18 protein-coding genes are annotated in these 24,228 nt (G+C 64.2%); 11 read left to right on the forward strand and 7 right to left on the reverse strand.

Annotated elements, in window-relative coordinates; translation table 11 throughout:
- Position 1 precedes the first annotated feature (1 nt).
- The 7 genes from ACFOPH_RS17860 (at position 2) to ACFOPH_RS17890 (ending at position 9,330) form a co-directional block, all read left to right on the forward strand.
- Positions 2–1,183, forward strand: coding sequence for a TIGR03088 family PEP-CTERM/XrtA system glycosyltransferase (locus ACFOPH_RS17860; RefSeq protein WP_312549667.1), 1,182 nt, complete (start codon positions 2–4; stop codon positions 1,181–1,183).
- The gene (locus tag ACFOPH_RS17865) at positions 1,171–3,132 is read left to right on the forward strand and encodes an XrtA/PEP-CTERM system amidotransferase (RefSeq protein ID WP_379736721.1); all 1,962 of its coding nucleotides are present in this window, start codon (positions 1,171–1,173) and stop codon (positions 3,130–3,132) included. The genes ACFOPH_RS17860 and ACFOPH_RS17865 overlap by 13 nt, the downstream gene beginning before the upstream one ends.
- 13 nt (positions 3,133–3,145) lie before the next feature.
- Positions 3,146–4,363, forward strand: a complete 1,218-nt coding sequence (locus tag ACFOPH_RS17870; protein WP_312549669.1) for a TIGR04063 family PEP-CTERM/XrtA system glycosyltransferase — start codon at positions 3,146–3,148, stop codon at positions 4,361–4,363.
- Positions 4,360–5,541, forward strand: a complete 1,182-nt coding sequence (locus tag ACFOPH_RS17875) for a glycosyltransferase family 4 protein (RefSeq protein WP_379736723.1) — start codon at positions 4,360–4,362, stop codon at positions 5,539–5,541. The genes ACFOPH_RS17870 and ACFOPH_RS17875 overlap by 4 nt, the downstream gene beginning before the upstream one ends.
- Before the next feature lie 125 nt (positions 5,542–5,666).
- Entirely contained in the window at positions 5,667–7,049 is a 1,383-nt protein-coding gene (locus ACFOPH_RS17880) for a putative O-glycosylation ligase, exosortase A system-associated (RefSeq protein ID WP_312549672.1), read from the forward strand.
- Between the two features lie 5 nt (positions 7,050–7,054).
- Positions 7,055–8,056, forward strand: coding sequence for a polysaccharide deacetylase family protein (locus tag ACFOPH_RS17885; RefSeq protein WP_312549673.1), 1,002 nt, complete (start codon positions 7,055–7,057; stop codon positions 8,054–8,056).
- Complete coding sequence (locus tag ACFOPH_RS17890; RefSeq protein ID WP_312549674.1) at positions 8,053–9,330, forward strand: glycosyltransferase; 1,278 nt, start codon at positions 8,053–8,055, stop codon at positions 9,328–9,330. The genes ACFOPH_RS17885 and ACFOPH_RS17890 overlap by 4 nt, the downstream gene beginning before the upstream one ends.
- Before the next feature lie 66 nt (positions 9,331–9,396).
- Here the strand turns inward: ACFOPH_RS17890 and ACFOPH_RS17895 are convergent, their stop codons facing one another.
- From ACFOPH_RS17895 to ACFOPH_RS17925, 7 genes are all read right to left on the reverse strand, one after another.
- Positions 9,397–10,359 (reverse strand): N(5)-(carboxyethyl)ornithine synthase, encoded by a 963-nt coding sequence (locus ACFOPH_RS17895; RefSeq protein WP_312549675.1) that lies wholly within the window; start codon positions 10,357–10,359, stop codon positions 9,397–9,399.
- Positions 10,356–12,137: a hypothetical protein gene (locus ACFOPH_RS17900; protein ID WP_312549676.1), complete on the reverse strand. Its 1,782-nt coding sequence runs from the start codon at positions 12,135–12,137 to the stop codon at positions 10,356–10,358. Before ACFOPH_RS17900 ends, ACFOPH_RS17895 begins: the two co-directional genes overlap by 4 nt.
- A complete protein-coding gene (locus ACFOPH_RS17905; protein WP_312549677.1) occupies positions 12,134–13,624 on the reverse strand; it encodes a lipopolysaccharide biosynthesis protein in 1,491 nt (496 codons plus the stop codon). Before ACFOPH_RS17905 ends, ACFOPH_RS17900 begins: the two co-directional genes overlap by 4 nt.
- A gap of 240 nt (positions 13,625–13,864) precedes the next feature.
- Complete coding sequence (locus ACFOPH_RS17910) at positions 13,865–14,938, reverse strand: polysaccharide deacetylase family protein (RefSeq protein ID WP_379736727.1); 1,074 nt, start codon at positions 14,936–14,938, stop codon at positions 13,865–13,867.
- A gap of 823 nt (positions 14,939–15,761) precedes the next feature.
- Positions 15,762–16,688 (reverse strand): hypothetical protein, encoded by a 927-nt coding sequence (locus ACFOPH_RS17915; protein ID WP_379736729.1) that lies wholly within the window; start codon positions 16,686–16,688, stop codon positions 15,762–15,764.
- Between the two features lie 286 nt (positions 16,689–16,974).
- Positions 16,975–18,210, reverse strand: coding sequence for a pyridoxal-dependent decarboxylase, exosortase A system-associated (locus tag ACFOPH_RS17920; RefSeq protein ID WP_379736731.1), 1,236 nt, complete (start codon positions 18,208–18,210; stop codon positions 16,975–16,977).
- The gene (locus ACFOPH_RS17925) at positions 18,207–19,802 is read right to left on the reverse strand and encodes an acyl-CoA ligase (AMP-forming), exosortase A system-associated (RefSeq protein ID WP_379736733.1); all 1,596 of its coding nucleotides are present in this window, start codon (positions 19,800–19,802) and stop codon (positions 18,207–18,209) included. The genes ACFOPH_RS17920 and ACFOPH_RS17925 overlap by 4 nt, the downstream gene beginning before the upstream one ends.
- A 163-nt stretch (positions 19,803–19,965) precedes the next feature.
- On the opposite strand from ACFOPH_RS17925, the gene ACFOPH_RS17930 reads away from it, so the two are divergent.
- The 4 genes from ACFOPH_RS17930 to ACFOPH_RS17945 are packed head-to-tail and all read left to right on the forward strand — an operon-like array spanning position 19,966 to position 24,178.
- The gene (locus tag ACFOPH_RS17930) at positions 19,966–22,233 is read left to right on the forward strand and encodes a GNAT family N-acetyltransferase (protein WP_379736735.1); all 2,268 of its coding nucleotides are present in this window, start codon (positions 19,966–19,968) and stop codon (positions 22,231–22,233) included.
- On the forward strand, positions 22,230–22,478 hold the full coding sequence (locus ACFOPH_RS17935) for an acyl carrier protein (protein WP_312549687.1): 249 nt from the start codon (positions 22,230–22,232) through the stop codon (positions 22,476–22,478). Before ACFOPH_RS17930 ends, ACFOPH_RS17935 begins: the two co-directional genes overlap by 4 nt.
- A gap of 16 nt (positions 22,479–22,494) precedes the next feature.
- Complete coding sequence (locus ACFOPH_RS17940; protein WP_379736737.1) at positions 22,495–23,334, forward strand: hydrolase 2, exosortase A system-associated; 840 nt, start codon at positions 22,495–22,497, stop codon at positions 23,332–23,334.
- Positions 23,327–24,178, forward strand: coding sequence for a hydrolase 1, exosortase A system-associated (locus ACFOPH_RS17945; RefSeq protein WP_379736739.1), 852 nt, complete (start codon positions 23,327–23,329; stop codon positions 24,176–24,178). Before ACFOPH_RS17940 ends, ACFOPH_RS17945 begins: the two co-directional genes overlap by 8 nt.
- The last annotated feature ends 50 nt before the right edge of the window (positions 24,179–24,228 follow it).

Raw genomic sequence — 24,228 nt, forward strand, 5'->3', positions numbered from 1 at the left:
GATGGCAGTAACGAAGAACCGGCCGGCGGACATTCCGCTGGTCGTGCACCTGATCTACCGGCTCGACTTCGGCGGGCTGGAAACGCTGCTGGTCGACTGCATCAACCACATGCCGCCCGAGCGCTACCGCCACGCGGTCGTCTGCCTGACCGGCTACACGGCCTTCGCCGACAAGATCACGCGTCCCGGCGTCGACCTGTATGCGCTGGACAAGCAGCCGGGCCTGGGCCTGGGCATCCACTTGAAACTGTTCAAGCTGTTGCGCCAGTTGCGCCCGGCCGTGCTGCACACCTATAACTTCGCCTGCGCGGAGTACGCGGCGCCGGCCTGGCTGGCCGGCGTGCCGGTGCGCGTGCACGCCGAGCACGGGCGCGACGCCAGCGACCCGCAGGGCCTGAACCCGAAGCACAACTTCCTGCGCCGCGCCCTGGTCCCCTTCATCGACCGCTACGTGCCGGTCTCGCACGACCTGCACCGCTGGCTGACGGATGTCGTGCGGATTCCGGCGGCGAAGTCGGAACTGATCATGAACGGGGTCGACACGGTGCGCTTCGCACCGAAGCTGCCGGCGGCGACGACGCCGTGGGCAGGTGAAGACGTGTTCGTGATCGGTACCGTCGGCCGCCTGCAGGACGTGAAGGACCAGGCCAGCCTGATCGAGGCCTTCGCCCTGCTGCGCGCGCGCGGCGCCAACGCCCGTGCGCGCCTGGCCATCGTCGGCGACGGTCCGCTGCGCGACAAGCTGGCGCAGAAAGCGCGCGAGCTGGGCGTAGATGACCTGGTCTGGTTCCCCGGCGCGCGCAACGACATCCCGGAACTGATGCGCGCCTTCGACGTGTTCGCCCTGTCCTCGATCGCCGAGGGCACGCCGGTCACCCTGCTGGAGGCGATGGCCTGCGGCCTGCCGGTGGTGGCGACGGCGGTCGGCGGCATCCCGGAAGTGGTGCAGGACGGCGTCAACGGCGCCCTGGTCCCGGCCAGCAAGCCACCAGCCCTGGCCGATGCGCTGGAAGCGTATGTAGCGGACCATGCCCGCGTCAGCGAGCATGGCTCTGCGGCTCGTCTCCATATCGAACGCCATTACAGCGTTGCCGCGATGGTCGGCGCCTACACGGCGCTGTACGACCGCCTGAGCAACACCAAGACAACCCCCAGAGGAATTACTGAACCATGTGCGGAATAGTTGGCATTTTTGACCCGCGCGGCACGCGCGAATTCGACCGCGACGTCCTCCAACGAATGAACCAGACCCAGTTCCATCGCGGTCCGGTCGAGGGCGACGTCTACCTGGAACCGGGCGTGGGCTTCGGCCACCGCCGCCTGTCGATCATCGACCTGGCCGCCGGCCAGCAGCCGCTGTTCAACGAGGACCACACGGTCGTCACCGTGTTCAACGGCGAGATCTATAACTTCCGCGAACTGACCAAGGAACTGACGGCCCTGGGCCACACCTTCCGCACCCACTCGGACACCGAGACCATCGTGCACGCCTGGGAACAGTGGGGCGAAGACTGCGTCAAGCACCTGCGCGGCATGTTCGCCTTCGCGATCTGGGACCGCAACAAGAAGGTCTTTTTCGTGGCGCGCGACCACATCGGCGTCAAGCCGCTGCACTACGCGTTCCTGCCGGACGGTACCTTCGTCTTCGGTTCGGAACTGAAGGCCCTGCTGTCCTTCCCTGAACTGCCGCGCGTGATCGAACCGCGCGCCGTCGAGGAATATTTTGCTTACGGCTACGTGCCGGAACCGCGCACCATCTTCAAGGACGCCTTCAAGCTGGAGCCGGGCTACTCGCTGACGCTGCAGGTAGGCTCGAACGCGGCGAACGCCAAGCCGCGCCGCTGGTGGGACGTGCCGTTCACGCCGCACGGCGCGATGAGCGAACAGCAGATGGAAGAAGAACTCATCGTGCGCCTGCGCGAATCGGTCGAGAGCCAGATGGAAGCCGAAGTGCCGCTGGGCGCCTTCCTGTCCGGCGGCGTCGACTCGAGCGCGATCGTGGCGATGATGGCGGGCCTGTCGAAGGAACCCGTGAACACCTGCTCGATCGCCTTCAACGACCCGGCCTTCGACGAATCGACCTATGCGCGCCAGGTGGCCGAGCAGTACAAGACGAACCACCAATGCGAAACCGTCGACAAGGACGATTACGGCCTGGTCGACCTGCTGGCCGGCCTGTACGACGAGCCGTATGCCGACAGCTCGGCGATCCCGACCTACCGCGTCTGCGAACTGGCGAGGAAGCGCGTGACCGTGGCCCTGTCGGGCGACGGCGGCGACGAGAATTTTGCCGGCTACCGCCGCTACCGCATGGCGATGGGCGAGCAGCAGGTGCGCTCGATGCTGCCGCTCGCATTGCGCAAACCGGTGTTCGGCTTCCTCGGCAAAGCCTATCCGAAGGCCGACTGGGCGCCGCGCATCTTCCGCGCCAAGACGACCTTCGAGGCGCTGGCGCGCGACCTGGTCGACGGCTACTTCCACGGCGTCTCGATCCTGGTCGACCGCGTGCGCGACCAGCTGTTCTCGGAGTCCTTCCGCAGCCAGCTGCAGGGCTACCGCGCGGTCGAGGTGATGCGCGGCCACGCCGCCAATGCGCCGACCGACGATCCGCTCTCGATCACCCAGTACGTCGACATGAAGACCTACCTGCCGGGCGACATTCTCACCAAGGTCGACCGCGCCAGCATGGCGCATGCGCTGGAAGTGCGCGTGCCGCTGCTGGACCACAAGTTCGTCGAATGGGTCTCGGGCCTGCCGTCGTCGAGCAAGCTGCGCAACGGCGAGGGCAAGCACATCTTCAAGAAGGCATTGGAGCCCTACCTGTCGCAGGACATCCTGTACCGCAAGAAGATGGGCTTCTCGATCCCGCTCGCCTCCTGGCTGCGCGGCCCGCTGCGCGACGCCATGAAGGCGGCGGTCCTGAACCCGATGCTGCTCGATACCGGCATCTTCAACCGCAACTACCTGCAGCGGATGGTCGACGAGCACCTGGCCGGCACCAAGGACCACAGCACCGCGCTGTGGGCCGTGCTGATGTTCGAAGCCTTCCTGCGCAAGAACGGCGCCACCGGCGCCACCAGTACCAACAGCAGCATCGGCGCGGCCAGCCCGCTGATCGCCAGCGCCGCCTAACGGAGTTTGACCCATGCGTGTCCTTCACGTCCTCGACCATTCGATCCCGCTGCACAGCGGCTACACCTTCCGCACCGCCTCGATCCTGCGCGAGCAGCGCGCGCTGGGCTGGGAGACCTTCCACGTCACCGGCGCCAAGCACCAGGGCGGCAACGACCTGCTCGAGGAAACCGCCGACGGCCTGCACTTCTACCGCACCCCGAAATCGACCGGTGCGCTGGCGAAGATGCCGGTGCTGAACCAGCTGGAGGTGATCCGCGGCCTGGAAAAGCGCCTGAACGAGATCATCCCGACCATCAAGCCCGACGTCCTGCACGCCCACTCTCCCTGCCTGAACGCGATCGCCGCCCTGCGCGCCGGCCGCAAGTTCGGCATCCCGGTGGTGTACGAGGTGCGCGCCTTCTGGGAAGACGCCGCGGTCGACCACGGCACCAGCACCGAGAACGGCCTGCGCTACAAACTCACGCGCGGCCTGGAAACCTATGCCCTGAAACGCGCCGATGCGGTGACCACCATCTGCGAAGGCCTGCGCGGCGACATCGTCGCGCGCGGCATTCCCGCTTCGAAAGTCACGGTGATCCCGAACGCGGTCGACATCGACAAGTTCGCCGTCGGCGGCCAGGCCGACCTGGAGCTCAAGCGCAAGCTCGGCCTGGAACAGAACCGCCTGATCGGCTTCATCGGCTCCTTCTATGCCTACGAGGGCCTGGACGTGCTGCTGCGTGCGGTGCCGGCGCTGTCGCAGCGCCACGCCGACCTGCGCGTGCTGCTGGTCGGCGGCGGTCCGCAGGACGCCAACCTGCGCCAGCAGGCGAAAGACCTCGGCATCGCCGACAAGGTGGTGTTCACCGGCCGCGTGCCGCACGACCAGGTGCAGAAGTACTACGACCTGCTCGACGTGCTGGTCTATCCGCGCCTGTCGATGCGCCTGACCGACCTGGTCACCCCTTTGAAACCGCTGGAAGCGATGGCGCAAGGCCGCATCCTGGCCGCGTCGAGCGTGGGCGGCCACCGCGAGCTGATCGTCGACGGCAAGACCGGCGTGCTGTTCGCGCCGGACGACCCGGCTTCGCTGGCGGCCAAGGTCGGCGACCTGCTCGACGCGCAGATGCTGTGGCCGGCGCTGCGCTCGGCCGGGCGCGCCTACGTGGAAACCGAGCGTAACTGGCCGGTGAGCGTGTCGCGCTACAAGAACATCTATGGCCAGGTCACCGGATTGAAGGCTGCATGAAGATCCTGACCTTCAGTACCCTGTTCCCGAACAGCGAAAAACCCGGCCACGGCATCTTTGTCGAGACGCGCCTGCGCCACCTGGTCGCCAGCGGCCGGGTCGAGTCGCGCGTGGTGGCGCCGATTCCCTGGTTCCCCTCGACCAATCCGCGCTTCGGCAACTACGCGCGCTTCGCGAAAGCGCCGCGCCACGAAGTGCGCCACGGGATCGCGGTGGCGCACCCGCGCTACCCGGTGCTGCCGAAAGTCGGCATGAGCATCGCGCCCTTCCTGCTGGCGCAGGCGGTGAAACCGGCGATCGGCCGGCTGATCGACGAGGGCTTCGACTTCGACCTGATCGACGCCCACTATTTCTACCCCGACGGCGTGGCCGCCGCCATGCTGGCGCGCCACTTCAACAAGCCGCTGGTGATCACCGCGCGCGGCTCGGACATCACCCTGTTCCCGGGCTATGCGCTGCCGCGCCGCCAGATCCTGTGGGCCGCGCGCCGCGCCGACGCCGTGATCACGGTCTGCAACGCCCTGCGCGACGAAGTGGTGGCGATGGGAATCGATGCCGACCGCGTGGTCTCGCTGCGCAACGGCGTCGACCTGCAACTGTTCCGCCCGACCGAGCGCGCGGCCAACCCGATGTTCACGCTGCTGGCGGTGGGCCACCTGGTGCCGGTCAAGGCCCAGGACCTGATCATCGGCGCGCTGACGCTGCTGCCCGACGTGCGCCTGGTGCTGGCCGGCGACGGCCCGGACCGCGCCAAGCTGGAGAACCTGGCGCGCGAGCTGAAGGTGCTGGACCGCGTGAGCTTCCTCGGCGCGGTGCCGCAGGCGCAGCTGCGTGCGCACTACGGCGCCGCCGACGCGCTGGTGCTCTCGTCCAGCCGCGAAGGCTGGGCCAACGTGCTGCTCGAGGCCATGGCCTGCGGCACGCCGGTGGTCGCCAGCCGCGTCTACGGCACCCCGGAAGTGGTGGCGGCGCCGGAAGCGGGCGTCCTGATGCGCGAGCGCAGCTACCAGGGCGTGGCCGACGCCGTGAACACCCTGCGCGCCAACTACCCCGACCGCGCGGCGACGCGCCGCTACGCCGAACGCTTCAGCTGGGACGACACGACCGACGGCCAGATCCGCCTGTTCGACGAGGTCCTGGCGCGCCGTGCCGGCAACCTGGTGCTGGCCCGAACCTGACAAGGACTGAACGATGGAATCTCTTCTGTGGGCAATCGACCTGTGCGCCGTGGTCTATCTCTGCTTCTGGGCCGTCCGGAAAGATAAACTGAAAGCAAAGGAAAAACGGGAAGGAGGACGCGACCATGCGTGACATGTTCATGCTCCTGATGCTGGTCCTGATGCTATATGCGATGGTGCAGCGACCTTTCGTCGCGGTCGGCATGTGGCTGTGGACCGCCCTGTTCTTTCCCAACGCCTGGGTGTACGGCATCGCCAGCGTGCCCCGCTATAATTTGCTGTTCGCAGGTATAGCTATCCTCGGCTACCTCGCCTGGAAGGAAAAACCGAAAGTCAACCTGACCGGACTGGGCGCCGCCATCCTTCTGTTCTTCGCCTGGACAACCATCAGTACCGTGACCTCGATCGGCAACCCGGATTGGTCATGGATGATCTGGCAACGCTTCTGGAAGGTGATCGCGCTGTTCGCCATTATCGTCATGGTCATCGAGGACAAGCTGCACCTGGACTTCGTGCTCTGGTGCGTCGTGTTCTCGGTTGGTTTTTACGCCGACTTGGAAGCGCTGAAGTTCCTTGTCAGCGGTGGCGGCCACAATATCGTCGGCCTGCCAGGGCACGTGCTGGGTGACCGTAACGAACTGTCGCTTGCTTTTGTCATGACCTTGCCGATCTGCTACTACCTCTGGACGGAGTACGGAAAACAGTCCCGTATCCTCAGCCTGGGGCTGCTTGGAACCATGGCAATGCTGGTTATCGGCGTGATTGGCACCCAGTCGCGCGGAGGCTTCATTGCCTTGCTGGTCCTCGGCGGCTACATGTTCGTGAAGAGCGACCGTAAAGTGCTGCTGACAATCCTGATTCTCCTGCTCAGCATCGGCCTGTCGTATATCGTTTCCGACAACTGGACCGCACGTATCGAAACCATCCACTCGGCCGATGAGGACAACTCTTTCATGACCCGTGTTGTCGCTTGGAAGCTCAGCTTCATCATGGCCATGCAGCACCCGTTCTTCGGAGGCGGCTTCAAGTCGCTCGAGTACTTTCCGGTTTGGTCGGAACTATCGAAAGAGTTTTTCTCCTATCCGTGGTTTTATACTGGAAATGTGATGCCAAATACTACCGTCGGACGGGCCGCGCACAGTATCTATTTCCAGGTGCTTGGTGACCACGGTTTCGGCGGTCTGGTGTTGTACCTGATCTGCCTGTGCGGCGGTTTTCTGAAAGCGGGATCGGTTGCCCGCCGCGCCCGTAGAATTGGCGCACCGGACTGGCTCGCAACATCCGCCACGATGCTGCAACTTAGCCTTTTCGCGTTCGCCGTCGGTGGCGCCGCCCTAAGCCTGGCCTATTTCGACCTCTTGTTTGCGCTTTTTGGGCTAATTGTAGTAATGGAAACGCGCCTTCTACCAGCCTACGTGAGTCAAATCGCTCGTACCATGGCAGCGTCCACAACATACACTACCCGGCCGGGCGATGTGCTAGCCCCGTACCCTGAAGGAGCGCGGTAGTTCTAATGAAGCGATTAAAACAACATAACAGGCTCAGCGCGGCACTGCTGCGCGCCACCGGCAGCGTCATCGCCGGCCTCTCGAAACACCGCAGTTTGGCGGTCGTTAATTATCACCGTGTGTTGGCCTGTCCCGATGCCGTTCTTGAGAGCGAGCCCGACGTCACAACCTTTTACTGGCAGATGGCACTGCTGGCCGACTGCTTCAACGTAATGCCCCTGTATGACGCTCTGCGCGCACTGGACGAAGGTCGATTGCCGCCCCGCACCGTCTGCATCACCTTTGACGACGGCTACCGCTCGGTACATGATCTGGCACTGCCGATCTTGCGGGAGTTCAAGTTGCCGGCGACAGTGTTCGTCACCAGCGGCTATGTCGGCGCCAACGCCGGCAACATGTGGAACGACCGCATCATCCATGCAGTGCAAGCGCTACCAATGGAAACGCTGGACCTGACCGACCTCGGCCTGCCATGCTTTCCGCTGACCTCACCGCAGTCGCGCAAACAGACCATTGCATGTCTGATCGAGACCGGAAAGTATCTACCGCCCGATGCGCGCGAAGCGCTGGTCGAACGCCTCGACCGCATGAGCGGAATCGACCACAGTGCGCTCATGCTTACGCCTGACATGCTAACTGCGCTCGATGGCAACGGTATCGAGATCGGAGCGCATACGGTGTCGCATCCGATTCTCACCAGTTTGGACGACGACAGTGCGCGTTTCGAGATCGCCGCTGGCAAGGCCCAGCTGGAAGAACTTATCGGCAAACCGGTTCGCCTGTTCGCCTACCCCAACGGGAAGGTAGGCAAGGACTTCGACGCCCGTCATGTCGCCATGGTGCGTCAGGCCGGCTTCTTCGCCGCGTTCACCACAGCAGTGGGCGCGATTACCAGCGACCAAGACCGATTTCAACTGCCGCGAAGCCGGCCTTGGGACCGTATCCCCTTCCGCTTCGGCCTGCGCCTCCTGAGCTGGATGGCACTCGGCAATCGGCAACCACGATGAGCAACAAGGAACACAACATGCACAAACGTGCACTGATGATCGCATTTCACTTTCCGCCGCAAGCTGCCAGCAGCGGCATCCAGCGTACCTTGAGTTTTTCGCGCAACCTCGGCAAGCATGGCTGGGAGCCCCTGATCCTTTCCGCCCACCCGCGCGCCTATGCTGAGCAAAATCCCTCGCAACTAGCCAGTGTACCGGCAAGTCTGATCGTCAAGCGCGCTTTTGCGCTCGATACCAAAACTCATATGGGTTACAAGGGACGCTATCCGGACTCACTGGCGCTGCCCGACCGCTGGGTCTCGTGGTGGTTCGCTGCCGTTCCTTGCGGCCTGAGGCTCATCCGCCGCCACAAGCCGCAAGTGATCTGGTCGACCTTCCCGATCGGCACTGCACACTTGATCGGCCTGTCTTTGCACCGCCTGACCGGCCTGCCTTGGGTTGCCGATTTCCGCGACCCGATGTTACAGCCGTCTTACCCGACCCATAAGCTTCAACGCAAAATATTCGCCTGGATCGAGCGCCAGACGATCCAGCGCTGCAGCCGCGCCGTGTTCACCACCCACAGCGCGATGCAGGTGTACCGCGATCGGTATCCCGAGCTGCCGCAAAAGAAGTTTGTCGTGATCGAAAATGGCTATGACGAAGACGGCTTTCGTAGCGAGACAGCGCCTGTGCCGGCAGCGCCCGTGCCAACAGCGCGGCCGCAGCGGCTGACGCTCCTGCACAGTGGGGTGTTATACCAGAACGGGCGCGATCCCTCAGCCTTCCTGCACGCACTGGCCCAGCTGCGCGACGCCAGTCGTATCGACAGCGGCAAGGTACGTGTAATATTGCGTGCGCCGGGCAGCATGGAAGGCACGCGCAAGCTGGTGACGCGCTACGGCGTTGAAGACATGGTCGAAGTGGCGCCGCCAGTGCCCTACAACGAGGCGCTCAAGGAAATGCTGGCCGCTGACGGCCTGATGATTTTCCAGGGCACACCCTTCAATAACCAGATTCCGGCCAAGATTTACGAGTATTTCCGAGCTCGCAAGCCAATCCTGGGCTTGGTCGACACCATTGGCGAGACCGCGCGCGTGCTGCGGGCCGGCGGCTTCCATGACTTGGCGCAGATGGATGACAGCGCCGACATCATGCGCGTGCTCGACAGCTTCGTCACGCGCATCCACAGCGGCCAGGCGCACATCGCCAGCGAGGCGTTAGTGGCAGCGTCTTCGCGTGCGCACCGCGCCAGCGAGCTGGCGGCAATGTTCGACAGTGTGGTCGGTACCTGAAGCAGGATAATGCAATGAAAAACGGCGTGCAATTCGCACGCCGTTTTTGTTCGTTCCACTTCTGCCTCAACGCTTCTGGAAGTCGATGATGCGCTGGTCGACGATGGTCCCGTTACGGATACAGATGGCCGGGCTCAGTACCGGATCGTCCCCGGCACGGTCCTCGATGATGATGTCGAGGTATTTCACCATTTCCTCGCCGAGGCAGTCAGTTACCGAATAGCCAATCAGGGCAGGCGTGTGATCAACCGCGTAGTGCAGTACGCCGTCCACCATGTAGACCGGATCCTCGATCGTGGTTGGACGGCTGGTTTCGATCGCGCCAGCGCGGTCGCAACTGATGTCGACGATCATTGCCGGGTTCTTCAACTTCGACAGATCCTCGCGATAGATGATGTGGTCTTTGCGGTAGACATCCCACAACAGGCCATTGACGACAACGTCGTACTTGTCCAGTTCCCGGCGTAACAGCGTCTCGGTCTTGCGCTCGTAGACATTGATGTGCGCGCCCATGCAGGAAAGCACGCGGTGCGCGCCGCGCGCGACGTTGCCACGTCCGATCAGCGCAACGTTGCACTCGTAAACCAGTTTACCGTACAAAGTAAAAGCATGCATGATTGCCGCCTCGCCAGCTAGTTCGTTACTGCGCCAGAACACATGCCGACCGCCCTCGAACATGTCTTCCCAAGCTATAGCGGTGATTTCCTTGGCGATGATCTTGTCAGTGATCGACTTGTTTTGCACTGCGTGCACCCAGCCAAACACAGTCTGGCCACTACGCAGTTCAGACAGATAAGTAGCATCGCCGATCTTAGGATCAACGATCACGTCTTTGCTCAGCGCTTCCTCACGCGATACTACCCTGGCGCCAGCGTTAATGTATTCCTCGTCCTTGTGGCCGAACGATTCACCATAGCCGGCTTCGAAATACAAATGGTCGCGGTTACGGATACGCGCAATGTGCTTCGGCAGCATTGCCCTACGCTTCTCGTTCTCTTTGGTACTAATCATCAGTCCGACTGTTTTCATGCCATTCCCCTTTTTGCGGCCTTTACCTCGATCAAGTCAGTAGTGTCGGCGTGTCGCGCATCGTGCGCAACCGGACCGGCATCGATAAACACCGGCGCTTCCCGGTGCGTACGCACCAGTAGCAGAAGAGGCCGGAAAAGCCAGTCGCGGCGCTGACGCAGGCTCGGCGCGATCCGCGAGGCCAGTAGCAACAGACGGTTCGGCCAATTTAAGTATTGCAGCGCGGCGCGCATTCCTGCCGGGTTGTCGTAAGCATAGCGTCGTTCCGTCTCGTCGTAGGCGCGGCTGGTCTTTTCATCGATTGGTTCATGGTCGGGCGGCAGGTTGCGCGAGCCAGGAAAATCGTAGAACTCAGGGTAGAAACGGCGCAGGCACTCTTTCTGGAAAAACCAGCGATATTTTTCGGCAGGATGGTAGCGCAGCGTCGCCAGCGCAAATTCGAGATCGCAGTACGGGAAGACAACCACATGTCCGGGCGGATGCATCATCGTCAGCCATGGACTGATGCAGCGTCTCGTGCGTGACTGCAGAAAAGCCATTTCGGCCCGGTTCATGTTCGGCGTGAACTTCTTAAGATAATCGCGATAGTGTTGACGCAAGGTCTCTACGCTCGGGAACAATGCCGACAAGCGATGCAGCGCCAGCGGATTCGCGGTGCGTTTAAGCACCAGTTCGGTATCCTTTTCTGGTGTCTCATGGAGTCCGTCAATCTCGTAACCGGAATTGCCGAACGTATCGCCGGCCAGCCCATCCAGCACCAGCGAGGGTGGTCGTTTAGCCAACCAGCGCATGAACGGCAGCGCCCAGCCATGCATGAACGATTCGGTCCCAATCAAAGCCTGGCGGCGCGCGGTATCAGCCTCCAGCGCAGCGGGCGTGGATGCGCGCACCAGTTCGCAATCGACGCCGAAGGCAGCAGCGATCTTCGGCGCGAAAAAAGCGTCGATATCGTAGTCGCGCCCCTTCTTGCGGTGGAAGGTCTGGCAGGTAACAGCCTTGAACGGCACTTTTTTCCTGAACAGCGTGGCGAAGAAGCGACGCGAGTCAAAGCCGCTCGAGAACGGCAGCGTAACCTCGCCAACGTCGAGCTTCAGGCAGCGCTCCATCGACGCCAGATAAGCATCCTCGACGATGCGAAAGGCGTCGTCGTCGATCATCTCTTCGCCCGCCGGCAGCTGCGCGAAATCGAACCACTGCATGGTCTCGGCATGGTCGCGCCGGATCGTCATCTGGGCGCCGGAACGGAAGCGCTCGATGTCTCGGTAAAAACTACGGTCGGCCATGGGATGGCCGCTCTGCATTAGTGTGATCCAGGAAAGCAGATCAGGCGCGTCGCCGGCGAAGTGGATCAGTACTGGGTGTGAGGCAAATAACCAGGCGGCGCCATGGCGCCGATAGTACAGAGGACCAAAGCCAAAGGCATCGCTTTTGACGGTGGCCTGCTGTAGTTGTGGGTCGAACTTCAGGTAGGCGAAGGCGCCGTTTTCCAGGACTTCCGGCGCAGCGATGCGATCGAGTACGTCCGGCTTCGAATACGAATGCACGCCGAGTACAGCCTCGTAGCCGCGAAACACCAGCTGGCTACCGGCTACCTCGTGCAACAGGCCGAGACCATTGGACGGCGCCCGGGAACTTACGGCCCAGAACTGCGGTGTATCAACGACGGCAAGACCGGCCGTGTCGCCACTGAACTCGGGGGCGCTGTCGGGGAATACGCAGGCCAGGAAAAACTCGACATCAGCGAACTGGCGCGACATCAGGTCCAGGTCGATCTTCATTTGACCTCGCTAGGTGAGGCGACGACCGGAGGCGTCGACCGTTTGAGCTTGTTAAGGAAATAAGACTCGGCGCTGTCTGGACGCCCGGCCAAGCGCCAGAGGCCGAGCACGACGGCACAGTAGACGAACATACCGGTAACGACCTTGAGCACGAGCATGAGCCAATTCGGCACCGCCAATTCGGCCTCCAGCAGCAGAAGCGCCGCCGCCATTGCCAGGCAACCCAGCACTGGGCGACCGGTGCCGCGTGCGAGCATACGCACCGATAACCCGGGAATGTTGCGCATTAAGAGGCTATACGACACGCCAAAGGTCAGCAGGATCGAACCGAAGCGAAGCTGTGCGATACGTTCCGGTGTCAGGTCGGTACGCAACAGCATGGCGCCGATGCTGAACACGCCAATCTGGATCCAGCTTGTCAGCGCCAGCAAACGGATCTTGCCGATCACGGTTAACACATAGTTAGCGCTGCTATTGATCGACTGGATGATGTTCGAAAGTGCCAGCACTTGGATAAACGGTACGATGAACTTCCACTTCTCACCAAGCGCCACCGGAACGAACTCGTGCGCGGTTAGAACGAACCCAATGCAGGCCGGAAACGTTACCATCACCTGGATCGACTGTGCGCGCAGCAGAAGGTTGGTCAACTCGCGCAAGTTATCCTTGGCGCGCGCGAAGGCCGGAAACAGCACGCGATTGATCGGCGCCAGTAGGTCGCTGCCGGGCACATCGGAGATTTCGCTAGCTAACGTATAGCCGCCGGTCACGCTGGTCTTGGCCATACCGCCGACCAGGAAGATGTGCAGCTTGCGGTCGAGGAAAGAGCTGATGTTCTTGACCATCACCCACTGGGAGATGCCGAAGATGGCCCGGAATTCCGACAGCGCGAAGCGCGGGCGCATTGGATGCACCATGTAGCTACGGATGGTGGCTACCAGGCGGCCGCACAGGGCGCCGAGCAGCATGCCCCAGTAACTCTGCAAAACGAGAGTCAGGAGAATCGTGATGAAAAAACCAACCAGCCGCTTGAACAACACGTATTTGGCGTCTTCAATAAAGCGCAATTCTTTCTGAAAATTTACGATGCCAACATTTTCGAATGACGATACGACCAGCGAGACCGCCATTAACTGCACAGCAGCCGTAACGCGCGGATCCTTGTAATAATCAGCGGCGAAAGGCGCCAGAATCATCAGAAACGTCGCTACGCATGCTACCTGCATAATGCGCAGCGTCCACGCCGTGTTGTAATAAGCTTGGGTCGGATTTTTACGCTGAATGAGGGCAATATTGATACCGAGGTCGAAGATGATGTCGGCGAACGCCACCACGACCGAGGACATTGCGACGATGCCGAAGTCATCTGGGACAAGGATCCGGGCAAGGATGAAGGTACTTGTAATACCGATCAGGCGGTCGATCCAGCGCATTGCGACCATAATGACCGCACCACTGGTGAGACTATGTGTCTTTTTATGGAACATTTGTACAACTACCTTATTAGATCGAGTACGCTGGTTGCTGCGTAGCAATCCTCGATCTTACGCCAGATGGCAAAGTAACTACGTAATGCTACTGGTATGAATACTGAAGAAATCTAATGGCCACGTTCAGAGAAGTTTGACCAGAGGAAATGTGTCAATGCAGATTAAATGATGCACGAATGCATGTCAAGAATTCAACAATCGTGCGCACCCCATTTGCATGGTCGTGTCGCGGCCACTTCAGGCTGTAGTTGGGTGCAAAGCGCGGCGCGGATGTTGAGAACGACGCGTGAGGGCGCGTAAAAACGCGAGAACGCCACACATCTCGGCTTCGAACTCGATCATCGACACATCGCCGCCGTCGAGGAACCGCGGCAGATAGTAGCGCGCGTCCGGATCGCGCAGGTCGACCAGGCCGGGGATACAGGTAGTGGCGGTGGATACGCCGGCCGCACGCATTACGTCCGGCGCATAATCGTCGAAACAGCCACTCGGGTAGCAATAATGGGTGGGATAAGGCAGGCCGGCGGCGCGGATGCGCTTTCGGTTCAGCTCAATGTTTTCCTGGTTGCGGTGCGGCTGGCCAGGCAGGTAGACATGCGCGTGTCCATGCAATTCGATGCGGCAGCCAGCACCGGAGGCGGTACGCAGTTCTTCTGTCGTCATGTAACTAAAGCGGCGCGAGGCGAGATCGAGCTCGGCGGCGCTCACGCCCAGGCTCGCGCCGAAGCGTTCCAGGCAGCGGGCCACTGCCTGCGGCGGCTCGGCGTTCAGCCATTTCTCGGCCGCGCCGACGAGGCTTTCGCGCTGGCGCGCATCGGCCAGGTTCCAGATGCCATCCATGCCGACGCCATAGCCCTCGAGCGTGATTTCTCGGGCGCTGGCCTTCCACGCCAGGTAGCGCAGCGTCACCGGGATGATCGGCGCGCCAGCGTCGCAAGCTTCGCTGTGCAGGTACAGTACCGGCTTGTGACCGTATTCGGCCAGCGCCGGCAGCAGGTCGCGGTAGGTCGAGTACCAGCCGTCGTCGATGGTCACCGCGACCGGAATGCCGGCCATGCCGGCCATGCCGGCGCCGCCAGGCATGATCACCTGCTCCAGGCTGGCTGGAACGAAGCCGCGGGTCCTGAGCCATTCGAGACGCTGGCGCAACTGTTTGCTGGTGCAAAACAGTTTGGGATTGTAGTAACGCTCATCGCCGATGTTGCCGGCGTGGTAACACAGGATGCGCGGGCTCTTGCGGGTCACCCTGCGCATCAGCGCGAACAATCCGGTGTACTTGGCGACATGCAGGATAAAAGTCTTGATCGTCATGGTAGCTCGCCCGTCAAACGTGTGGCGCCTGCAAGGAGTGAGTGCGCTATTCTGTCCGGGGAATTCTTTATTTATTTACAACGAAGAATTTATCGTGAATTTAACAAATGCCGCGCACAATTGAATTGCCTCGTCAAGATAGAAAGCCCCTATTCAAGGGAGCGCTTTCTGCCACGCTGAAATTTTGCCACCGAAAAAAGATGGATTCTCTCCCTCCATCATCAGTTTCTATTTAACAATTTAATTTGCTTGACAGCGTGTTTTTATTCTCGAGAAGAGTGCGATGAAGATCGGAGGTCGGCACGACCGCAAGCGTTCCCGATGCGATCGGCATCAGGACAGGGACCGAAGGAAAAACAAGACCGCCTAGACCACATCGGAGGCTCGGCATCGGGAACTGGGCTAGGTCTATCTAACGAGACTTATTTGAAATTGGGTAGGCGGTGTGCGATGAGCGGAATCGACCTTACCGAAAAACAGTGGCGTCAGCTTGAACCGGGATACGAATGACGCTGCCGAGGCGTAAAAGAAGGCAGTAACCGACGAGTGATTAAGGCGTTCACGCGGCGGAATCGCTAGCAAAATGCATGTATGCGTAGATGGACATGGTTGTCATTGGCCATCCTCGTCATCGCTGGACAATGTAGCGATACAGCTAACGTTGGACAGGTGCTTGACGCCATCTTTGTGCCACGTGCGGGTTGAGGTCGTCCACGGAAACGTCTCACTTCCCTATGCGTCGAAAACGCGGACACAACTATTTGGCGGGCGTGACTATCGCCACAACGATCCAATGGCTCCTCTGAACTCAGTCAGACAGACCTTAGTCCTTGCTGTGCCGCTGCGCCCAGTCGATTTGCGCGCGCTTCGGCCACACCAGCGCCCACGACGCCGGGCGGTACTGGCCGGCGGCGTGCAGCGCGCGCCGCTTTTCCGACGTGGCGGTGGCGTTCTTGACGGCCTGCTCGTCGTGCGCGACGAACAGCGCGCGCGCCCCGCCCTCTTCCGGCACCGTGCGCAGGTAGGCCAGGTGCGGGCTGATGATCTCGACCATCGGGTCGTAGAACCAGCTGCCGGCAATCATGCCCAGCGCGTCGGGGTGCAGCGCGTACAGGTCGACGCAGCAGCGGTAGCACTCGTTACGGCCTTCCTCGTTGAATTCGTCCTGGTACAGGCGGTTCACGTGGATCGCGAAATACGGCTTGAAACCGCCGGCGCGCGCGAACAGCAGGGCGCGTCCGGGCAGTTGCAGCAGGCCGCCCTGCCACAGGATCGAGCGGCCCATGCCGGCGCGCGGATCGATCACGCTCGAGGCGCCCGCGTACAGGCGCAGCGTGGCCAGGCCGAACTCCTTGAGGAACACGTCGCCGTCCAGCCGGCAGTAAGGCAGGAAGGCCTCGTCGTGGTTGGCGATGCGCGCGAACTGGCGCAGCTGGTGCGCAAGCACCCGTGGCGGCAGGCGCCGCAGCAGCTCGCCGTCGAGCGATGCGCGCACGCCCATCAGGACGGCGGCCAGCAGGAAGCAGGCCCCGGCCTGCTCGCCACGCTCCTCCAGCACCTGGTTGTAGAGGGTGCGCGCTCCCGGGGGGATGCGCTTGAAGCTGCCGCAGGGCGGCGGGTCGGCGAACTGCGCGAGGAAGGCGCGCACGCGCTCGGCCGCATCGGGCAAATGGACCGCGCACAGCGCGAGGGCACGCTGCAACTGGTCGGACAAACGGGATTCGAAGCTGGAAGTCTGTTGCGCTAGCATGGTCTTGGTCCTGGGTGGCCGCAGCCGGTCCGTTCCGGGAGCGCGCAAAGCGTGCGCGTATAGCCGCCGCAGGTCAACACAGTGGATTACCTACTGTGTTTATTTTCCTGCAACAATTAATTTATCGCAAATCTTACAGGAGCGGCCACACGATTGCACCCATGTGGCATGCACGACACAGCTTAGAGCGCCTAAAAAAACCTTCAGAGCAAGGCGCGGCGACGAAGACAGTACGCCTGTACGGCGAGGAGCTGCAACGCAGCTATGGAGGTTTTGTTAGGCGCTCTCATACCAGCACTTCAGGCGCGTCTGGGTGGCTGAGAAAACCCTGCGGACTGGCCGAGCGGCCGTAGGCGCCCGACTGGAACACGACCACCAGGTCGCCCACCTGCGCCTGCGGCAGCTCCATGCGGTCGGCCAGCAGGTCGAGCGGGGTGCACAGCGGGCCGACCACGGAGGCGGTTTCGAGCGGACCGCTGGCGCTCATCCGGTTGCCGATCGCGACCGGGTAGTTCTTGCGGATCACCTGGCCGAAGTTGCCGGACGCGGCCAGGTGGTGGTGCAGGCCGCCGTCGGTGACGAGGAAGACCTGGCCGCGCGAAACCTTGCGGTCGATGACGCGCGCCACGTAGACGCCCGCTTCGCCGACCAGGTATCGTCCCAGTTCGATCGAGAGCTGGGCGTCGGGCAGGCTCGCCTTCACGCGCGGCAGCGCGGCTTCGAGTGCGGCGCCGATCGGCGCCAGGTCGAGCGCCGCCTCGCCCGGGAAATACGGAATGCCGAAGCCGCCGCCGATGTTCAGGATGCGCACCGGATCGCGCGCGTCCTGCGCCAGGCGTTCGGCCAGCAGCAGGGTCTGGGCCTGGGTCTCGACGATGGCCTCGGCCTTCAGGCTTTGCGAGCCGCTGAAGATGTGGAAGCCCAGCACCGCCAGGCCGAGTTCGAAGGCCAGCGCCAGCATGCGCGGCGCTTCCTCGGCGTCGATGCCGAACTGCTTGGCGCCGCCGCCCATGCGCATGCCGGAACCCTTCAGCTCGAAGTCCGGATTGATGCGCAGGACCAGCAGCGGCGCGATGCCAACCTCATTGCCGATGCGCGCCAGCGCGCGGATCTCGCGTTCGGACTCGGCATGCACGACGGCGCCGGCGGCCACCGCACGCGTGAGTTCCGCATCCGATTTGCCGGGGCCGGCAAAGCTAATGCGGTGAGGCTCCATGCCGGTGTCGAGCGCCACCTTCAGCTCGCCGCCAGACGCCACGTCGATGCCGTCGACCAGCCCCGCCATGTGCTGCACCAGCGCCGGCATCGGGTTGGCCTTCATCGAGAAGTGCAATTCGACCGCCTGCGGCAGGTGGGCGCGCACGTGGGCGACACGCTCGCTCAGGAGGCGCCGGTCATAGGCATAGAAGGGCGTGCTGCCGACGCGCTGGGCCAGGCGCGGCAAGGGGATGCCGCCGACCTGCAGGCAGTCGTCGACGACCGGGAACAGGGTCTGGGCGGCATGGACGGGCTTGGCGTTCATTGTGTATTTCCGGAGATCGTATCGAACATCGTCAGGTAATCGAGGCGTAGGATCTTGCGGTCGATCTTGCCGTTCGGGTTGCGCGGAAAGGCTTCGCGGCTCAGCGTCACGTGGGCCGGCACCATCCAGGCCGGCAGGCGGCGCTGGCATTCCTTCAGCAGGGCTGCGCCCGCGAGCGCGCCGTCCTTCGGCAGCGCCAGCAGCACGATGGCCTGGCCCAGCTGCGGATGCGGCACGCCGAAGGCCACCGCCTCGTCCACCAGGCCGGTGGCGTAGACCGCCTCCTCGACCTCGGTCGGGCTGACGCGGTAGCCCGACACCTTGATCATGTCGTCGCTGCGGCCGATGAAGTACAAGTAGCCCTCCTCGTCCATGCGCACGGTATCGCCGGACCAGACCGCCATCTCGACCAGCGGCAGTGCCGGGTCCTGGCCGGGCGCCGGCTTGAAGCGCTCGGCGGTCTTGACGGGATCGTTCCAGTAGCCGAGCGAGACCAGGGCGCCGCGGTGCACCAGTTCGCCCGGTTCGTTCGGTGCGCACGGCGTGCCGTCCGGGCGCACCACCATCACCTGGGCGTTCGGGATCGCGCGGCCCATCGAGTCCGGGCGGCGCTCGAGTTCCGCCGGCGGCAGGTAAGTCGAGCGGAAAGCCTCGGTCAGGCCGTACATCAGGAACAGTTCGGCCCGCGGCAGGGCCGCGCGCAGGCTGGCCACCGTCGTCGTCGGCATGGCGCCGCCGGAATTGGTCAAATAGCGCAGCGTGCAGTCCTGCGGCCACGGCAGGGTGCACAGCTGGAACCACAGCGGCGGCACCGCGGCCAGGCCGGTGATGCGCTCCTCGACCACGGCCTTCAGCACGTCCTTCGCGAACAGGTGGTTCAGCAGCACGGCGGTCGCGCCGGCCAGGAAGGCGCAGGTCAACTGGCTGAGGCCATAGTCGAAGCTGAGCGGCAGCACCGACAGGATGCGGTCGGCGGGCGTGATGTGCAGATAGCTGGCGACGCTGCGGGCGCCGGCCACCATGTTTCGATGCGACAGCACCACGCCTTTCGGCTTGCCGGTGCTGCCCGAGGTGTAGAGGATGGCCGCCATGTCGGCGTCGATCGCGCGGCGCGCGGCCAGCACGGCGGCATCCGGTGCGGCCTGGGCCATGTCCCAGGCACGCACGGCATATGCCGACTGCGACTGCGGTACGGCGGCGCCGGTGACGAACACGGTTTTCAGATCCGGACAGGACACCAGCACGGCTTCCAGCTGGGCCAGGCGCTCGTTTGATGTCACGAGGATGCGCACGTTGCAGTCGGCCAGGATGTGGGCGACCTGCTCGGCCTTCAGTTGCGGATTCACCGGCACGAAGACGGCGCCGGCCAGGGCGGCGCCGAACATCGCGGCCACGTTCTCGACGCGCTTTTCCAGGAACACGGCGACGCGCTCGCGCGGCTGCACGCCGGCATCCAGCAAGGCGCCGGCCGCGCCTTCGACGGCAGCGGCCAGCGCGGCATAGTCGAGCCGCGCCGAGCCGTGGACGAGCGCCTCGGCGCCGGGCGTGCGGCGCGCGGAATCGAACAGGAAATCGTGGATCAGGTCAGCCATGGCAAAAGGGGTTCGTGGATGGCGCCGGCAGCGAGGGAAGCACTGCTCTTCCCCAGGGCGCAGCCCGCAATCTTAACAGCTTGCAGCTTTTGACCGCAGCACGCCATTTGGTTTTCGACATGTCTCGTGGCAAATTTTTCAACACAAGGTTTATACTGGTCCAATGCTTGCGTATTCGCCATCCACCGCGTCTTCCTCCGCGTCTCCCGCCGCCGGTCCCGCGATTCCCCTTGCGCCGGTGCTGTCCGCCGCGTCGTTTCGCCGCCCGGCCAACACGCACGAATCGCCCGCGCGCACCGTGCTCGACGCCGGAGCATACCGGCTGGTGACCAGCGGGCGCGTGGCGATCGCCCTGGCCTTGCGCGAGCTGGGCGTCCAGGCCGGCGACACGGTGCTGGTGCCGGCCTACCACAGCCCTTCGATGATTCCACCGGTGCTGTGGCGCGGCGCCACGCCGGTCTTTTATCGCGTGACGGCGGACGCCGGCGTCGACCTCGACGACCTGGCGGCCAGGATCGGCCCAGGGACGCGCGCCGTGATGGTGACCCATTATTTCGGCTTCCCCCAGGACCTCGCCCCGATCCGCGCCCTGTGCGACGCGCGCGGCCTTGCCCTGGTCGAAGACTGCGCCCACGCCTTCATCGGCGAACATGGCGGCCGTCCCCTGGGCAGCTGGGGCGATTATGCGATTGCCAGCAGCATGAAATTTTTACCGATCTACGAAGGCGGCGCCCTGGTATCCAGCCGCCACGATTTGAGGAACGTGACCCTGCGCTCGGCCGGTGCCGGCTTCGAAGCCAAGGTCGCATTGAATTCCCTGGAAAAAGGGTTTGCCTATGGCCGCCTGCCGGCCGTGCGCGCCGCCTTGTGGCTGCCGCTGCGCGCGAAAAGTGCGCTATGGGGCATGCTCAAGCGTGGACGCAAGACTGCCGCCCCGGCGCTGGCGCCCGCTTCCTCGGACAGCAGCTTCGATTTCGACCCGCGCTGGCTCGACAAGCGCTCGTCCCTGTTTTCCCAAGCGGTGCTGAAAGCGGCGTCGCCGGCGCGCATCCAGGCGCTGCGGCGCCGCAATTACCGGCGCCTGGACGAGGCCCTGCGCGGCCTGCCCGGCCTGCGCGCCCTGCATCCGCAGCTGCCGGACGGCGCCTGCCCCTGGGTCTATCCGCTGCTGGCGGACGAGCCGGAAGCGCTGTTCCAGCGCCTGAAGGCGCGCGGCGTGCCGCTGACGCGCTTCGCTTATCCGCTGTGGCAGGGGGGTGGACGACGCCACCTGCCCGAACGCCGCGATGCTGTCGCGCCGCGTGCTGTCGCTGCCCTGCCACCAGGAGCTGCGCGAGGACGAACTCGACTGGATCATCGCGGCCGTGCGCAAGGAGGCGAGTGTATGAGCTGGAGCGTCGTTCCCGCGCGCGAGTTCGCGCGCCATGCCGAGGCCTGGGCCGCTTTGCACGCGCAGGGCCCGGCCACGAGCCTGCTGGCCGTCGATTTCGTCGCGCCCCTGGTCGAACAGTTCGGTCGCCCCGGCGACCTGCTCGCCATCGAGAAGAAGGGGACGGTCGTGCGCGCGATGGCGATCGTGCGCGCGACCCGGCGCGGCGCCTGGGCCACTTTCCAGCCGGCGCAGGCGCCGCTCGGCCTGTGGCTGCAGCAGCCGGGCCTGGACACCGAAGCGCTGGCGCGCAGCCTGCTGGGCGCCCTGCCCGGGTTCCCGCTGATCTTCGCGCTGACGCAAATGGACCCGATGCTGATGCCGCGCCCGCTCGATGGCGCCTGCGTGCGCACCCTCGACTACATCGACACCGCGCGCGTGACCCTGTCCGGTTCCTTCGCGGACTACTGGGGCGAGCGCGGCAAGAACCTGCGCGGCAACCTCAAAAAGCAGCGCGCGCGCCTGGAACGCGAGGGCGTCGTCACGCGCCTGCAGGTCGACCGCGCTCCGGAGGCGATGGCGCAGGCGGTGGAAGACTACGGCCGCCTGGAAAGCTCGGGCTGGAAAGCGAATCAAGGCACGGCGGTGCATGCCGGGAATGCCCAGGGCCGCTACTACCGCGCCATGCTCGAAGCGCTGGCCGGCCGCAACGCCGCCAGCGTTTACCGCTATTATTTCGGCGAGCAGTTGGTCGCGATGGACCTGTGCGTCGAGGATGACGCGAGCATCGTGGTACTGAAGACCAGCTACGACGAGAGCGTGCCCGGCAACCTGTCGCCCACGCTCCTGATGCGCGAGGAAGCCTGCCGCCGCCTGTTCGACGAGGGCCGCTTCGCGCGGCTCGAGTTCTACGGCCGCGTGATGGAATGGCACCTGCGCTGGACGGACGAGGTACGCACTATGTACCATGTCAACTATTACCGCTGGCCGGGGCTGCGCCGCCTGCACGCCCTGCTTGAATCGCGCACCCGCCCGGCACCAACACCGACGACGAGCTTATGAAGTACCTTGAAGAAGTCAAAACTCTCCTGATCGACGTGCTCAACCTGGGCCCGGCCGGCCAGGCCCTGGACGCCGATTCGCCGCTGCTGGGCAGCCTGCCCGAGCTCGACTCGATGGCCGTGGTCACCCTGATCGGCGCGCTCGACGAGCATTTCGGCATCGCCATCGACGACGACGACATCAGCGCCAGCACCTTCGCGACGCTCGGCAGCCTGGCCCGGTTCGTGGCCGAGCGCGCCGAATAAGCCGCTTGATCCCGCCATGACGCCGCCCGGCCACGCCCCCGCCGACGCCTTTTTCCTCGACACGCCCGACGGCCCGCGCTTCTGCCTGTTCCATGCGCCGCTGGGCGAATGCCGCGGCGCACTGGTCTATGTGCCCCCGTTCGCCGAGGAGATGAACCGTTCGCGCCGCATGGCCGCGCTGCAGGCGCGCGCGCTGGCCGCGCAGGGCATCGGCGTGCTGCTGCTCGACCTGCACGGCTGCGGCGACAGCGCCGGCGACTTCGGCGACGCTTCCTGGGACGGCTGGCTGCGCGACATCGCGGCGGCGCGCGCCTGGATCGAGGACAAGCTCGGGCGCAGCGCCGGCCTGTGGGGCCTGCGCCTGGGCGCCCTGCTGGCGGTCGCGCACGCCCAGCGCGCCCCGCAGCCGCCCGAACGGCTGCTGCTGTGGCAACCGGTCACCCTCGGTTCCGGTTACCTGAACCAGTTCCTGCGTCTGCGCCTGGCGGGCGAACTGCTCCAGGGCGGCAGCGACAGCGGCGGCACCGAAGCGCTGCGGGCAAGCCTGAAGGCCGGCGAATCGCTGGAGATCGCCGGCTATACGCTGTCGCCGGCGCTGGCTGACGGCATCGACGCGGCCGACGCGCGGGCGCTGGCGCCGCGCTGCCCGATCCACTGGTGCGAAGTCGTCGCCGCGCCCGGCCGGCCGCTGCCGCCGGCGGCGGCGCGCGTGGTCGACACCTGGAAACTGCAGGGCAGCCGGGTCGAGGTGCACCTGGCCGACGGTCCGCAGTTCTGGGCCGCGCCGGAAACGGTCGACTGCCCCAACCTGATCGCGGCGACCAACGCCGCCCTCACCCTTCCCGCCCATGCCTGAAGAACGCGCTCTCTCCTTCGCCTGCCGCGGCGCCTGGCTGTACGGCATCGTCAGCCTGCCGGCGACGCCCCATCCGCGCGGCGTCCTGATCGTGGTCGGCGGTCCGCAATACCGTGCCGGCAGCCACCGCCAGTTCACCCTGCTCGCGCGCGACCTGGCCGCCGCCGGGATTCCCGCGATGCGCTTCGACTACCGCGGCATGGGCGACAGCGAGGGCGACCTGCGCAACTTCGAGAACGTCGACGACGACCTGCGCGCGGCAATCGACCGCTTTTTCGTGGAATGCCCCGGCATGAAGGAAGTGGTGCTGTGGGGCCTGTGCGACGGCGCCTCGGCGGCGGCGATGTATGCGCCGCAGGATGCGCGCGTGGGCGGACTGGTGCTGCTCAATCCCTGGGTGCGCACCGAGGAAGGCGCGGCGCGCGCCACCATCAAGCATTACTACCGCGCGCGCCTGTTCGACGCGCGCCTGTGGAAGAAGATCGCCGGCGGCCAGTTCGACGTGAAAGCCTCGCTGCGCTCGCTGTGGCGGGACCTCGGCAAGGCGTTCCGGCCGCGCCCGGCCAGCGCCAGCGCCACGGCCGGCAGCAACGCGCCCCTGCCCGAGCGCATGCAGGCGGCGCTGACCCGTTTCGGCGGACGCGTGCTGGTAGTGCTCAGCGGCGCCGACCTGACGGCCCAGGAATTCGCCGACCTGTCCGCGCGTCCCGGCGCCTGGCAGCGCCTCCTGGCGACGCCGCGCTTCACGAAGCAGAAGATCGACAAGGCCGACCACACCTTCTCGCGCCGCCCCTGGCAGGACCAGGTGTCGAACTGGACCCGCGACTGGCTGCGTTCCTGGTGAGCGCACCACTGTTGCGTACTTACACTTCATCACTTTCCTAACTGAAAATA

It is taken from the genome of Massilia haematophila (assembly GCF_042647645.1).
Lineage (GTDB): Bacteria > Pseudomonadota > Gammaproteobacteria > Burkholderiales > Burkholderiaceae_D > Telluria > Telluria haematophila.